Source organism: Dokdonella immobilis, assembly GCF_900115085.1.
Classification (GTDB): domain Bacteria; phylum Pseudomonadota; class Gammaproteobacteria; order Xanthomonadales; family Rhodanobacteraceae; genus Dokdonella; species Dokdonella immobilis.
Map to the genome: position 1 here is coordinate 1 of NZ_FOVF01000018.1, position 11,865 is coordinate 11,865.

The following is an 11,865-nucleotide window of genomic DNA, read 5'->3' on the forward strand; positions in this document are numbered from 1 at the left end:
CGCAGGCCCGCGCCATTGTGCGCGAGGAGGTTATTCCCCGCGAGTAGGCAAACAGCACGACCTTGAGCAACACGGCCGGATCGTAGGCTGGCGCACCGGTCTCGTCGTTCTTGAAGCGTGCAGCAAAGCGCCCGAGATCGATTTCGTTGTCGATCAGGTAGCTCAGCGCATGCTCGAAGGTCCCGGGCAGCAATTGCCGGCCATAGGACACCGCGATCATCTTGGTCTGCTCAGGGTCGTAGTGCCGGTATCGCGCCATGGCCGATTCGCCTCATTTTCCGCTTTGTTGCGGACAGGACGAATGATAGGCTGGGAGGAGGTTTTTCTACAGCTTCGTTAGGTCTTCAATGGCAATTTCTCGCAAATCGGGTTACTGGTTCGGCACAGAGGATAGTGACGTACAAGCCGAAATAGAGAGATACAGCTCTCTGAACGAATACGTCGCGACACGATTTGGCAGTGCTGCCTGTGTCTGCGGCGAAAGCGCGTTCAGGCTGGAGTCCGATGAAGAAGCCGGAGCGGCACGTAGAATATGTGTGAGCTGCGGACATTCTAACCTTATGGGAGACTCGGAAGAGTATGTATCCACCGCGAGGTTTGAACGTCATTCCTGTGTCTGCGGTAACGAGTCATTCTCCATCACGTCAGGGCTGGCACTTTATCCAGACAGTTGCGATGTGCGTTGGTACTACATTGGCTGCCGCTGCCGTTCCTGCAGCCTTATTGGTGTCTTTGCAGACTGGAAAAGCGAAAGTGGAGACGCTGACGTTTTTCTAGCAAAGAGCTAACTCCTCCTCAAGAGACTTCCCGTCAACTCCGGGTGAGTGAGGCTGTGGCCCTGAGCTCATTCAAGCCGACGTGACGGTTCATTCTGGTGTTAGGCCGTAGGAAAAGCCGTGTACCGCAACGTTCTCTTCATCTGTACCCAGAACCGTCTCCGGAGTCCGACCGCTGAACAAGTGTTCGCTGACTGGCCTGGCATTGAGACGCAATCAGCTGGTCTCGGCAATGACGCAGGCAATCCGGTATCGCCGGAGCTATTGGCTTGGTCGGACGTCATCTTCGTCATGGAAAAGGCGCACCGTAATAAGCTTTCCAAGAAGTTCCGCCCACATTTGGCGGGCAAGCGGGTCATTTGCTTGGACATTCCAGACGACTACGACTACATGGATCCAGCATTGGTTCGGCTGCTGCGAGCCAAGGTTCCACGATTCTTGCCTGTCGCCTGAGTTGAGGCGAAAATTCGGCCTATTAATTCAAGCCGACGCCACTCCGTTGCGCGGGTAGTCTCAGGTATTGACCTCTTCAGCCACCAAGTCCGGAGCTATCGTGCCTGCAGCAGCAAAACCCAAGGTCGCTCACTCAACGCCGGCTGACTCTTCTGCCGCCGTGGACGCCTTCATGGCTGAGCTTGTTCATCCGCACAAATCTGAGATCCAGGCGTTGAGAAGACTGATGCTCGAAGTCGACCCTTCCGTTCAGGAAGGTATCAAATGGAACGCCCCAAGTTTTCGCACTTCGGAGTACTTCGCCACAACGCATCTTCGGGCCAAGTCTGGTCTCAGTGTCGTCCTTCACCTTGGCGCCAAGGTCCGTCAGCTGCCTTCTGGTGGCGTCGCCATCGAAGACCCGACCAAGTTGCTCAAGTGGTTGGGCAAGGATCGTGCAATGGTTGAGTTTGCCAGTGCTGAAAAGTTCAACGACGCCAGAGCCGCCTTCCAGGCCGTCTTGCGCCAATGGGTGCAGTACATTTGAATCCTGGCAACGGTCAGCCAGGTGCGGCACCCCTGGGGTCCAACCCCTCCGTCAACGGTACTGGCCTGCGGCCAGCGCGTTGCGTGGCGCCTGATCGATTCCGTCGGCCCGGGCGTCCGCCACTGGCGGCGCGATGCTACGCTGTGTCCGCTTGCGTATTGGCCGGGAGTGCCCATGCCGAGAGATATTGACCGCCTGAACGACGGCGAAATCGTCGACCTCAATAACCGCGTTGTCGAGCGGCTTCGGTTCATTCGCCAGGCACGCCCCATCACGCAATGCTGCAATTCCGCATCGGCGAGCTTGTGTGGTTTGATCCGGACGGCCGCGGACGCGTCGAGGGCGTAATTGCACGCTACAACAAGAAGTCGGTGTCCGTCCTAACCCCGGATGGGCAGCAATCGAGGGTCGCTCCTGGATTCCTACGCAAGATCGAGCGGCAGTCCTCGGAGCAGCGGGCAATGTCGTGCAACTCCCAAAGCGGTAGTTCCGAGTGGCAGTGCCCAACGATGCGTTCGAGCGGACCGCGCTGTTCGTCCAGACCCTCCTTAAGGTGGCGGCCTCAACTCTGGCGTTGGGATGCTTGTGAAACGAATTGAACCCACGATTGGCACTCTCGATCTCGCCTCGGATCCTGCGGCTGACGCAGAGGCGCGTGCGCGTTCGAAGGGTCTCCGGGTTCGAAGGGAGTTAGCCCATTTGAGCTTGACGCTGCTGCTCCTCGCGGGTGTCGTTGCGCTTTGTTACGCGAGCGCATTGCATGCCGGCATAGTCCCCGAACAGTTCAGGCCTGGATCGCCAAACCTGCTCGCAAGAACGCTGATCGTCGTTGGTTTCGCAACACTGTTCGGCGCACAGCTTGTTGGCTCACTGGTGTTGTTTCGCTATGGCTTTCTGCGTGCAACACTGTCTGTCATAGTCCCCGGCTATCTGGTTTTTGCTCTCATACGCAGTGGAATCTATTGGCAAGTCATGGGGCCATGGTGTGCCAGCCTCGGACTCATTGTCGTCGGCACCGTCATGCTGGCATAGCGGTGGCGCACCCCAACTTTTCAATCAAGTCAACCGCTAATGCGGCAGCTTGTTTCTGCTGTCGGGCGCTTTCGTGAACTCCGCGCAAATTCGTCTCACGGCATCCTTGATTGGCGCAGTCATTGTCGTTGCGATGTGGCTTTACTCTTTCCATACCCTGCCTGGCGGCGGAGCCCTACGTACGACTCTGATGTTTGGCGTGCTGTACTTGCTACTTTCCCCCTATGACGCAGATTTTCGCGCCGTTGCGCGCGAGCACCCAATTGACCCAAACGTAATCGGCGGCGTCTTCGCTGGCTGGCTTTTCGTCTTACTTGCAGCATTGCTCGTAGCCTACGATCAGGGCTTCGAGTTCCCTACCGGGCGAGGGGTTAATCGCCCGCTTTCAGTTATCATCTTTACCCTGCCCCTTATCGGCGTAGTTCTACTTCGCTTTTGGCAGATCTATCTGCGCCTTGCTCGAGGGCGCGCCTAACCCTCGGGTGTCCATTTTTTCGTGGGAAGTCTTCGTGCTGACGCACACGGCTCGATTCCGGTGTTCGATTTCTGAGAGGATGCGATGTTTGGGCCAAAGCCAAAGGGATTCTGGGGTGGTGTCAGGGCGCCAAACGCTGGCTCCGATCATGATTCCTTGAGGGCTGGCCGCAAGTACCGCGTAATCCGCGAGTTCCGCGACTACGATCACCAACTCCACCCGGTAGGCGAAACCTGGGAGTTCTGCGGCTTCAACTTCGTTCCGTACGACGATGGGATGTCTTTCTTCGTTTCCCCCGACGGCAAGCAGGAGTGGCACCTCCGGCTTCAGTGGCGGCCGGAGGGGCAAGGTGCGGTGCTGGATAATCTGGCCGAATACATATCTCCAGATGAAGCCTAAGCGTTTGGCGGGGAATCATGCCAAACGTATGCCACAAGACAACAAAATCCAACCAGGCGCTGGGGCCGACGGGATTGTTCCTACGCGTTGGTGGACACCCTGAACTAGCCTTCAGAAGTTCTTGCCATGGCCAAGCCCTCAAGCCACCTGCCGTTACCGCCGTGAATTCAAGACCACAGCCGTTCGCCTGAGCCAGGCTCCGGCTGTCCGTGGGCAATGTGGCAGAGTCGCTTCACATCCCTTCATGCTGTCTCGTTGGCGCAAACAGGCGCGTCAAGGACTGATCATGACCAAGGGTGTGGCGGCGGACAAAGAGGTCGTTGCCGTGCTGAAGACGCTGCGCGAGGTCAAGAAGGCCTGTGAGCAGCTCAAAGTGGAGCACGGCCTCTTAAAAAGACGGGCCAGCCTGATGCAGAGCCAGAGCCGGCCGCGCCGCGTGCCGGACATTGCGCACGTGCAATCCTGGAACAAGTCGATGAAATCGGATATGCACCACCGGCCGCAAATCATGACCGATAGAGGGCTTCGCGATGTTGTGCGAACCCATGTCGATTCTCACAACTAACAGCGTTTACACTCGGCCTTGGGCTAGCGCTCGCCCATCGTGTTCGAAGCTCAGTGCGCCTGACCATCAGGTGTCCGTTCTTTGGCAGGAATTCTCCGCTGACGCGGCGGCCCATTTCTGGTGTCGATGCCCATGGTCAAAGTGGATCAGGAAATCCAGGCCCTCGCGGCTAGCTTGAGCCGGACGGTTGGCGCCGACGACAGCAGGGATTTCACGCACACTCGTGAGTTCTGGGCGAGAGAACCGCAGCGCTCGCTTTCCTGGGCGATGCTTGCAACTCCCGATGAATACCAAGGCGAAGAGCGGGTGAGGGTCGCTGCCTCTGGTGCCACTGCACGGCAAGTCGTTGATCGCTGGACTGCCCAGCTACCCGCACTGAAAGGTATTCGCTGGCTCGAGCTTCCCTCGATGGCTTCTCAGCCGCTCCTGGAAGCCGCGTGCATGCTACCGGCACTGGAAGCTCTACGAATACCGGCGAACGCGATCACGGATTTGAAGGCGCTGGAAAGCTGCAAAAGCCTCAGGTATCTGCAGATCGGTACGTCGTCGAGTATTGCCAGCATCGAGCCTTTGGCAAAGCTGACCGGGCTGAACTGGCTGCAGCTCGACAACCTCAAGTGCGCAAGGAATCTCGATCCTCTGGGGTCCTTGGTGGGTCTCATCGGGCTTGGCTTTACCGGTGCCGAATTCAAAGGGTTCACGGTCGATTCGTTCCAGCCATTGAGATACCTGCAGAACCTGGAATGGTTGCACCTGGGTGCCGTTCACGCCGTTGACATGTCCCTGGAGCCATTCGCAGCCCTGAGGAAGCTCGAATTCCTTGGGCTCGGCAACTACTTTCCGCTTGCGGAGTTTGCACATCTGTCACTGCACCTCGACGCCTCCGTTTGTGAGTGGGCGCAGCCATTCGTGCGGCTGCACTCTTCCGTTCTTCCATGTCGTCGGTGCAATGAGAATTGGAAGGTCATTACGTCCGGAAGGGGTGGCCGCGCCCTTTGTCCCACCTGTGACTCTGTCAAACTGGCCCGCCATGTGGCCAGGTTCAATGCTGCCCGTGGCGCGGCCGCTGCAAGTGCTTTCTCGCACGGGCAATGACCGTTCACTCGGGCGGACTGGATAGCCCCCTGCGTTCTGGTGGACGGCTTGTCAAAATCAATTTCTACGAATCGACCCAGAAGGTAGCTTATGGAAGTCAATCGCTCTGCTCCTTACGCCCTGGTGGCTGTCGCCTTTGCGCGGGCTCTGGTGGACGGCCGATTCAGCGATGCCCATTCCATGCTCTCGTCGGGGTTTCGCGCAGCGGTCGATCCGGATCGGATTCGCAACAACTATGACGAGATGATCGAATACGGTGAGGGGCCGCCCACGGTTGTGGAACTCATGTCTACGATGGAGCAGTGGCCGGACAAGCAACCTCATGACCTGGGCTGGGCGTATGTCTCGATCTCGGGTGACGATTTCTCGGAGGCCGTCACGGTCGTTCTCCAGCAGGAGGCTGGCAAACCGGTAATTCGTCATCTTGAGTGGGGACGACCATAGAGCGCCCCGGCCGCCCTGCAAGAGACTTCCCGTCCAGTCCGGTCAGATGCCGCTTATCCCTGCGCTCCTGGTCTTGTGCGGATCCTACGCAACGTTTCAGGATGGGGTATCGCTGAGCTCGGTTCACGGAAGTGCTGGAAGGATTGTCGGGCCGCAGTTTCGTAGTCAGTCCTGTTGCGTCACGGGAGTAGTCCAGCACCACTTCCTGAGTCGCGCGGATGCTTCGCTCATTCATCGGCGTCGCCAATCCGCCTGGGATCGGCCGGTGTACGGGACGACGTCCGCCGCGTCGGTCCGGTTCCCTCGGTATGGGCCTGACCCGTTGCCTACCGCTTCGTACTGAAAGAACGGTTTCTTCGTTTGATTCGTTCATGCCGTTGCATGTGACTTGCTCGTGCGCTGGCCGAGCGGAGGTTGCACCATTGGGTGTTCGAGCCGCGACCCGGGGTTGCATGAATCACCGCGTGCCGGTGCAAACAAGGCGATCGTCCGTGCTCGTTGACACGCACCCCTCGTCGCCACGCGCGCATTGTGGGAACCTTGAACGCCTCGATGGATCTGCGGAATCACGCTGCATGAGCTCTACGCCGCCCGACGAACCAGCGCGCCAGGCTGCCGACGTATTGCGCCGCGGCGGTCTCGTCGCCTTGCCGACGGAAACCGTCTACGGCCTGGCTGGCGACGCGCGCAATGCCGAGGCGGTGGCGAAGATATTCGCGGCCAAGGGCCGGCCGGTGGACCATCCGCTGATCGTGCACCTCGGTGACAAGGCGAAGCTGACCGAATGGGCGCGGGACATCCCGGATGCGGCCTGGCGCCTGGCCGAGGCGTTCTGGCCCGGTCCGCTCACCTTGGTCCTGCGCAAGGCGCCCGGGGTGCTCGATGCGGTCACCGGCGGCATGGACACGGTCGCGCTGCGCGTTCCGGGGCATCCGCTGGCATTGCGCGTGCTCGAATTGTTCGGCGGCGGCGTGGCCGCGCCCTCGGCCAACCGCTATGGCAGTGTCAGCCCGACCACGGCGGCGGATGTCCGCGAAGAGCTCGGCGATCGGGTCGATCTGATCCTCGATGGCGGCCCCTGCGATGTCGGTATCGAGTCGACCATCGTCGACCTTTCGGGCGAGGACATCTGCCTTCTGCGCCCGGGCCTGATCACGGCCGAGGACCTGCAGCGCGTCGCTGCCGAGCCGGTGACCAGCAGGCCAAAAGCCGGGGTTCGCAGTCCGGGATTGAAGGATTCGCACTACGCACCACGGGCGCGCGTGCTGCTGGCATCGATGGATGATGCGGACGGTGAAATCGAACGCTGGCGGGCGAGCGGGCACCGGGTCGGCCTGCTTTCGGCGCGTCGACCGGCTGCGCTTGCGCCATCGGTGCCGTGGCTGGACCTGGGCGAAGACGTGTTCGAGCAGGCCCGCGTGCTCTACCACCACCTGCGTGAGGCGGATCATCTGGGCCTCGAGGTTCTGGTTGCCGTGCCGCCGGTCGAGACCGGGCCCGGACGCGCGCTGTGCGACCGGCTGCGCCGGGCGGCCGGCCTTGGTTCGGGCGGGGCCTGAGCGATCGAAGGTTTCGGTCACGCCTGTTCGGGCCGATAATGGCCAGGCCGCGATGACGGTTTTTCGCTGCCGGACTGGCGCGAGACACGCCAACGGGGTCCATCGCCACCGCGCTTCCTGCTTTGAGGATCCCGCATGCCGCTTCATCCTGAGCGTCCACAAACATCGGCAAACCACCGGGCCGAGCCACGCCGCAGCGGGGTCTCGCGCGCATGAACACGGATCGTCTCGACATCACCCGTCCGGACGACTGGCACCTGCACCTGCGCGACGGCGCCGCGCTGGCGTCAGTGGTCGGTCACAGCGCGCGCCGCTTCGCCCGCGCCATCGTCATGCCAAACCTGAAGCCGCCGGTGACCACGGTGGCCCAGGCCGAAGCCTACCGGCAGCGCATTCTGGACTGCCTGCCTGCTGGCCGGCATTTCGAACCGCTGATGACCCTGTACCTGACCGAGGCGACGCCGATCGAGGAAATCGCGCGGGCGAAGGCCAGTGGCCGCGTCTTTGCGGTCAAGTACTACCCGGCCGGTGCGACGACCAATTCGCAGGATGGCGTGCGCGACCTGGCGAAGGTCTACCCGGTCATCGAGGCGATGCAGCAGCATGAGGTTCCGCTCCTGCTGCATGGCGAAGTGACCGACCCCGCGGTCGACATTTTCGACCGCGAGCGCGTCTTCATCGAGCGCCACCTGCTGCCCTTGCGTGAGCGGTTCCCGGGACTGCGCATGGTGCTCGAACATATCACCACGCGTGACGCGGTCGATTTCGTCAGACAGGGCGGGGCCGGGGTGGCGGCCACGATCACCGCCCATCACCTGCTGCTCAATCGCAACGCGCTGTTCGAGGGCGGCGTCAATCCGCACCATTACTGCGCGCCGATCCTCAAGCGCGAGGTCCACCGCACGGCCTTGCTCGAGGCGGCCACCAGCGGCAATCCACGCTTCTTCCTTGGCACCGACAGCGCGCCGCACGTGCGCGAGTCGAAGGAGAACGCCTGCGGTTGCGCGGGCGTCTATACCGCCCACGCCGCCATCGAGCTCTATGCCGAGGCCTTCGACCAGGTCGGCCGGCTCGACCGACTCGAAGCCTTTGCCAGCTTTCACGGCGCGGATTTCTACCGCCTCCCCCGCAACACGGAGCGCCTCGTGCTCGAGCGTAGGGCCTGGACCGTACCGGCGGCCTACCCGCTGGCCGCCAGCACCTGCGTGCCGATGCGCGCCGGCAAGTCGATCGCCTGGTCGATCGTCGACGGCGAGGAGGCCTCGTCCGCCTGAGCGCGGCTGGCGGGAAGGCGAACGCAATCCTCCAGCCCTGGTCGGGTCCGGAACGGATTCCGGCCGACTCTGCGATGACAGTCTGGCAAAACACGGGCGGACCCAGGTCCCGCTGTCATGCGGGCCGTCAAAAAAAAAGGGGATCCAGGCATCTCCTGGATGACGGTTCGGTCGCCGTGATGCCGTTCAAACGACAGATGCCTGCGTCACCCGCTCGTTCGCGCTGGCATAGTTTCCGAAAGGAACGGAGAATCCAGCCGTATTCCGCTCCGAACCGCCTATCACGCCATGCTCGATTCGCTGACCGACATTGGGGACGTGGCGCATGCCATCCAGCTTGCACTGGCGCCCGTCTTCCTGCTGACAGGCATTGGCGCGCTGCTCAATGTCATGGCGGGTCGCCTGGCCCGCATCATCGATCGCGGTCGCCAGCTGTCCGAACACCCGATCTCCTCGGATCTGCAGGCGGATGAATCGCTGATGGTCGAACTGCGCAGCCTCGAGCGTCGACGCCACCTGACCAGCTTCGCCATCACCGCCTCGACCCTGTCGGCATTGCTCGTTTGCCTGGTGGTGGCGACCCTTTTTCTGGAGGCCCTGATCCGGGTCGAACTGCGATGGCTGGTCGGCTCCCTGTTTACCGGGTCGGCAGGGGCGCTGGTGGTGGGCCTGACCTATTTCCTGCGCGAGGTCCACCTTGCCATGCGCACGGTGCGCATCCCGGCCTCGGTCAAGCGGCAACGCCGGTCCGGGTAACGCGACCGTCGCTGTCGTGCAGAAGCCCGTTGTCCTTGACGGCGAGGCGTCGCAATCGTAATGCTGCGCTCAAGGATCATGCCGGGCCGGGCACGATGACCTCGTTAGGCACTCGCGCCGGCGGCGGCCCCCGCCTCAGCCTGGAGATGACCAGTGTCCAGCAATACCGTACGACTCCATCGCGTACTGCGAGCCGCTCCCGAGAAGATCTACCGGGCCTTCCTCAACGCCGAGGCCACCGCGAAATGGTTGCCGCCGTATGGATTCACTTGCAAGGTCGAACAGCTCGATGCCCGGGTCGGCGGCCGCTTTCGCATGCAGTTCATCAATTTCACGAGCGGCAATGGGCACGCCTTTGGCGGTGAATACCGCGAGCTCGTGCCGAATGAGCGCATCCGCTATTCGGACGTCTTCGACGACCCGAACATGCCCGGCGAGATGGAGACAACGGTCAGCCTCGTGGCTGTTTCCTGCGGTACCGAGATCAGCATCGTCCAGTCCGGCATTCCGGCAATGATTCCGGTCGAGATGTGCTACCTGGGCTGGCAGGAATCGCTGGCCCAGCTCGCGACCCTGGTCGAGCCCGTCATTCCGGACTGAGTCCATGCACGGCGAAGGAGTAGGGGACTCGGTCACCGGTTCCCCGGGGAAACAGGACGAGGGCGAACGGCACCGACTTCAGGCCCGTCATCCACGCGAAGATGGGGATCCGGCGATTTGGAAGCCTCCAGAAGCGCCCAAGTCACTCGATTCCTGCCTTCGCAGGGAGGACGAGAAATGAGACTTTGTGCCGAGGCCAGTGCCATCCTCGACGGATGCATTCTTCCGGGGCCGGGAGCTGCTGCCGTATCGTGATGCAACTGCAGAATGCCTCCGTCGCGCCTTTTTCCGGGCGACTTGGGTGGTTTGCTTGAATGGGCTACGCTGCTGCCTGGCTTGTGCAACACGGGGAGCGGCTGCCGACATGACGACGCCCGAAACTGTCGTCCGCTTCTGGTTCGAGGAGATCACGCCGGCGCAGCACTGGAAGGTGGATGCCGATTTCGATGCGCAGATCCGCGATCGATTTGCCGATCTGCATGCCCAGGCGAACCGCTGCGAACTGTACGAATGGCGAAGCACGCCGCAGGGTCGGCTGGCCGAAATCATTGTGCTCGACCAGTTCTCGCGCAACATGTATCGCGGCCAGGCGCGTTCGTTCGCAAGCGATCCGTTGGCCCTCGCCCTGGCCCAGGAGTCGGTCGCGGCAGGTGCCGATGAGACCCTTTCGCAGGAAGGGCGGAGCTTCCTCTACATGCCGTACATGCACAGCGAATCGGCGCGGATCCATGCTTTCGCCGAGCCGCTGTTCCGGACCGCTACCAGCGAAAACACCCACGACTTCGCGCTCAGGCACAAGGCCATCATTGATCGCTTCGGCCGCTATCCGCATCGCAACGCGATTCTGGGACGCACATCGACCCGGGACGAACTGGCATTCCTGGAACAACCAGGTTCCCGGTTCTAGCCCGGATTATTCGTGAATTCGCGCGATGATCGCGCAGGACCCTGGATTCAGGCGGTTTTTCGCGACTGAGGGGATAGCGGGTCCTATCGCCGAATGAGCGAAAAGCCGCGTGGATTCAAGGGACAAGCGAGGGCGCGTGAAATTCATGAATGATCCGGGCTAGGCACGCCATGATCATGACGTCCGCGCGGCATCGGATTCGCAGGCCAGACCGTTCCAGCCGCGGGCCGGGACGATCCGGTTGAGGGTTGATCCTTTTGGCACAGTGCAGGACGGCTTGAATGATCCATATCCGGGAAATCGATCATCTGGTGCTGCGCATCGGCGATCTCGAGGCGATGCTGCATTTCTACTGCGGCGCGCTCGGCTGCGCGGTCGAACGCCGCCGCGACGACCTCGGCCTGATCCAGTTGCGCGCGGGACGCAGCCTGATCGACCTCGTGCCGATCGACGGCCCGCTCGGTCGCGAGGGCGGTGCAGCCGCGCAGGCGCAAGGGCGCAATCTCGATCATTTCTGCCTGCGGGTCGAACCGTTCGACGAAGCGGCGATCCGGGCACAATTGCACGCAGCCGGTGTCGAGGCCGGCGCCGTCGAATCGCGCTACGGGGCCGAGGGCTTTGGACCCTCCTTGTATGTCACCGATCCGGAGGGCAATGTGGTCGAGCTCAAGGGCCCGCCGGACGACTACGACAAGGAGACACGATGAAGGCGATCTGGAATGGCCGCGTACTGGCCGAAAGCGACGACACGGTGGTGGTCGAGAACAACCACTACTTTCCGGCCATGTCGTTGAACCGGGAATTCTTCAGGGAGAGCGATACGCGAACGCGCTGCCCGTGGAAGGGCGAAGCGCACTACTACTCGATTGTCGTCGACGGCAAGGAAAACCGCGACGCGGCCTGGTACTACCCGTCGGCCAGCGAGAAGGCAAGAAGCATCGAGGGTCGCGTGGCGTTCTGGAAGGGCGTGTCGGTCGCGCCATGAGGGCATCGAACGACCGCTG

General features: G+C 61.7%; 16 protein-coding genes. 15 read left to right on the forward strand and 1 reads right to left on the reverse strand.

Annotated features, from left to right (window positions below; genetic code table 11):
* A partial coding sequence (locus BM125_RS12360) for a transposase (RefSeq protein ID WP_139224986.1) occupies positions 1-259 on the reverse strand: 259 nt, incomplete at its 3' end.
* A 637-nt stretch (positions 260-896) separates the two neighbouring features.
* Here BM125_RS12360 and BM125_RS12370 point away from each other — a divergent pair.
* The 15 genes from BM125_RS12370 (at position 897) to BM125_RS12440 (ending at position 11,846) form a co-directional block, all read left to right on the forward strand.
* Positions 897-1,229, forward strand: coding sequence for a low molecular weight protein tyrosine phosphatase family protein (locus tag BM125_RS12370; RefSeq protein WP_092408410.1), 333 nt, complete (start codon positions 897-899; stop codon positions 1,227-1,229).
* Between the two features lie 100 nt (positions 1,230-1,329).
* The gene (locus BM125_RS12375) at positions 1,330-1,755 is read left to right on the forward strand and encodes a DUF1801 domain-containing protein (RefSeq protein ID WP_217647864.1); all 426 of its coding nucleotides are present in this window, start codon (positions 1,330-1,332) and stop codon (positions 1,753-1,755) included.
* Between the two features lie 699 nt (positions 1,756-2,454).
* Positions 2,455-2,787, forward strand: a complete 333-nt coding sequence (locus BM125_RS19855; protein WP_139224987.1) for a hypothetical protein — start codon at positions 2,455-2,457, stop codon at positions 2,785-2,787.
* Between the two features lie 49 nt (positions 2,788-2,836).
* The gene (locus BM125_RS12385; RefSeq protein ID WP_092408412.1) at positions 2,837-3,262 is read left to right on the forward strand and encodes a hypothetical protein; all 426 of its coding nucleotides are present in this window, start codon (positions 2,837-2,839) and stop codon (positions 3,260-3,262) included.
* A 156-nt stretch (positions 3,263-3,418) separates the two neighbouring features.
* Positions 3,419-3,661 (forward strand): DUF3601 domain-containing protein, encoded by a 243-nt coding sequence (locus tag BM125_RS12390; RefSeq protein ID WP_175498062.1) that lies wholly within the window; start codon positions 3,419-3,421, stop codon positions 3,659-3,661.
* Between the two features lie 286 nt (positions 3,662-3,947).
* On the forward strand, positions 3,948-4,226 hold the full coding sequence (locus BM125_RS21075; protein ID WP_483862687.1) for a hypothetical protein: 279 nt from the start codon (positions 3,948-3,950) through the stop codon (positions 4,224-4,226).
* Positions 4,227-4,358: 132 nt separating this feature from the next.
* Entirely contained in the window at positions 4,359-5,321 is a 963-nt protein-coding gene (locus BM125_RS12400) for a leucine-rich repeat domain-containing protein (RefSeq protein ID WP_139224989.1), read from the forward strand.
* Positions 5,322-5,411: 90 nt separating this feature from the next.
* Positions 5,412-5,765 (forward strand): hypothetical protein, encoded by a 354-nt coding sequence (locus tag BM125_RS12405; protein ID WP_092408419.1) that lies wholly within the window; start codon positions 5,412-5,414, stop codon positions 5,763-5,765.
* A 575-nt stretch (positions 5,766-6,340) separates the two neighbouring features.
* Positions 6,341-7,324, forward strand: coding sequence for an L-threonylcarbamoyladenylate synthase (locus BM125_RS12410; RefSeq protein ID WP_092408421.1), 984 nt, complete (start codon positions 6,341-6,343; stop codon positions 7,322-7,324).
* A gap of 212 nt (positions 7,325-7,536) precedes the next feature.
* Positions 7,537-8,598 (forward strand): dihydroorotase, encoded by a 1,062-nt coding sequence (pyrC, locus tag BM125_RS12415; RefSeq protein ID WP_092408423.1) that lies wholly within the window; start codon positions 7,537-7,539, stop codon positions 8,596-8,598.
* A 288-nt stretch (positions 8,599-8,886) separates the two neighbouring features.
* Complete coding sequence (locus BM125_RS12420; protein WP_092408425.1) at positions 8,887-9,354, forward strand: DUF2721 domain-containing protein; 468 nt, start codon at positions 8,887-8,889, stop codon at positions 9,352-9,354.
* 153 nt (positions 9,355-9,507) lie between these two features.
* Positions 9,508-9,954: an SRPBCC family protein gene (locus BM125_RS12425; RefSeq protein WP_092408427.1), complete on the forward strand. Its 447-nt coding sequence runs from the start codon at positions 9,508-9,510 to the stop codon at positions 9,952-9,954.
* Positions 9,955-10,318: 364 nt separating this feature from the next.
* Positions 10,319-10,861: a DUF924 family protein gene (locus BM125_RS12430; RefSeq protein WP_092408429.1), complete on the forward strand. Its 543-nt coding sequence runs from the start codon at positions 10,319-10,321 to the stop codon at positions 10,859-10,861.
* Positions 10,862-11,142: 281 nt separating this feature from the next.
* Positions 11,143-11,568, forward strand: coding sequence for a VOC family protein (locus tag BM125_RS12435; RefSeq protein ID WP_092408431.1), 426 nt, complete (start codon positions 11,143-11,145; stop codon positions 11,566-11,568).
* Positions 11,565-11,846 (forward strand): DUF427 domain-containing protein, encoded by a 282-nt coding sequence (locus BM125_RS12440; RefSeq protein ID WP_092408432.1) that lies wholly within the window; start codon positions 11,565-11,567, stop codon positions 11,844-11,846. The genes BM125_RS12435 and BM125_RS12440 overlap by 4 nt, the downstream gene beginning before the upstream one ends.
* Positions 11,847-11,865: the final 19 nt, after the last annotated feature.

Coding starts and splice junctions, on each gene's coding strand:
- BM125_RS12405 (WP_092408419.1), top strand. CDS start 5,412: ATGGAAGTCAATCGCTCTGCTCCTTACGCCCTGGTGGCTGTCGCCTTT.
- BM125_RS12435 (WP_092408431.1), top strand. CDS start 11,143: ATGATCCATATCCGGGAAATCGATCATCTGGTGCTGCGCATCGGCGAT.
- BM125_RS12410 (WP_092408421.1), top strand. CDS start 6,341: ATGAGCTCTACGCCGCCCGACGAACCAGCGCGCCAGGCTGCCGACGTA.
- BM125_RS12400 (WP_139224989.1), top strand. CDS start 4,359: ATGGTCAAAGTGGATCAGGAAATCCAGGCCCTCGCGGCTAGCTTGAGC.
- BM125_RS12430 (WP_092408429.1), top strand. CDS start 10,319: ATGACGACGCCCGAAACTGTCGTCCGCTTCTGGTTCGAGGAGATCACG.
- BM125_RS21075 (WP_483862687.1), top strand. CDS start 3,948: ATGACCAAGGGTGTGGCGGCGGACAAAGAGGTCGTTGCCGTGCTGAAG.
- BM125_RS12440 (WP_092408432.1), top strand. CDS start 11,565: ATGAAGGCGATCTGGAATGGCCGCGTACTGGCCGAAAGCGACGACACG.
- pyrC (WP_092408423.1), top strand. CDS start 7,537: ATGAACACGGATCGTCTCGACATCACCCGTCCGGACGACTGGCACCTG.
- BM125_RS12420 (WP_092408425.1), top strand. CDS start 8,887: ATGCTCGATTCGCTGACCGACATTGGGGACGTGGCGCATGCCATCCAG.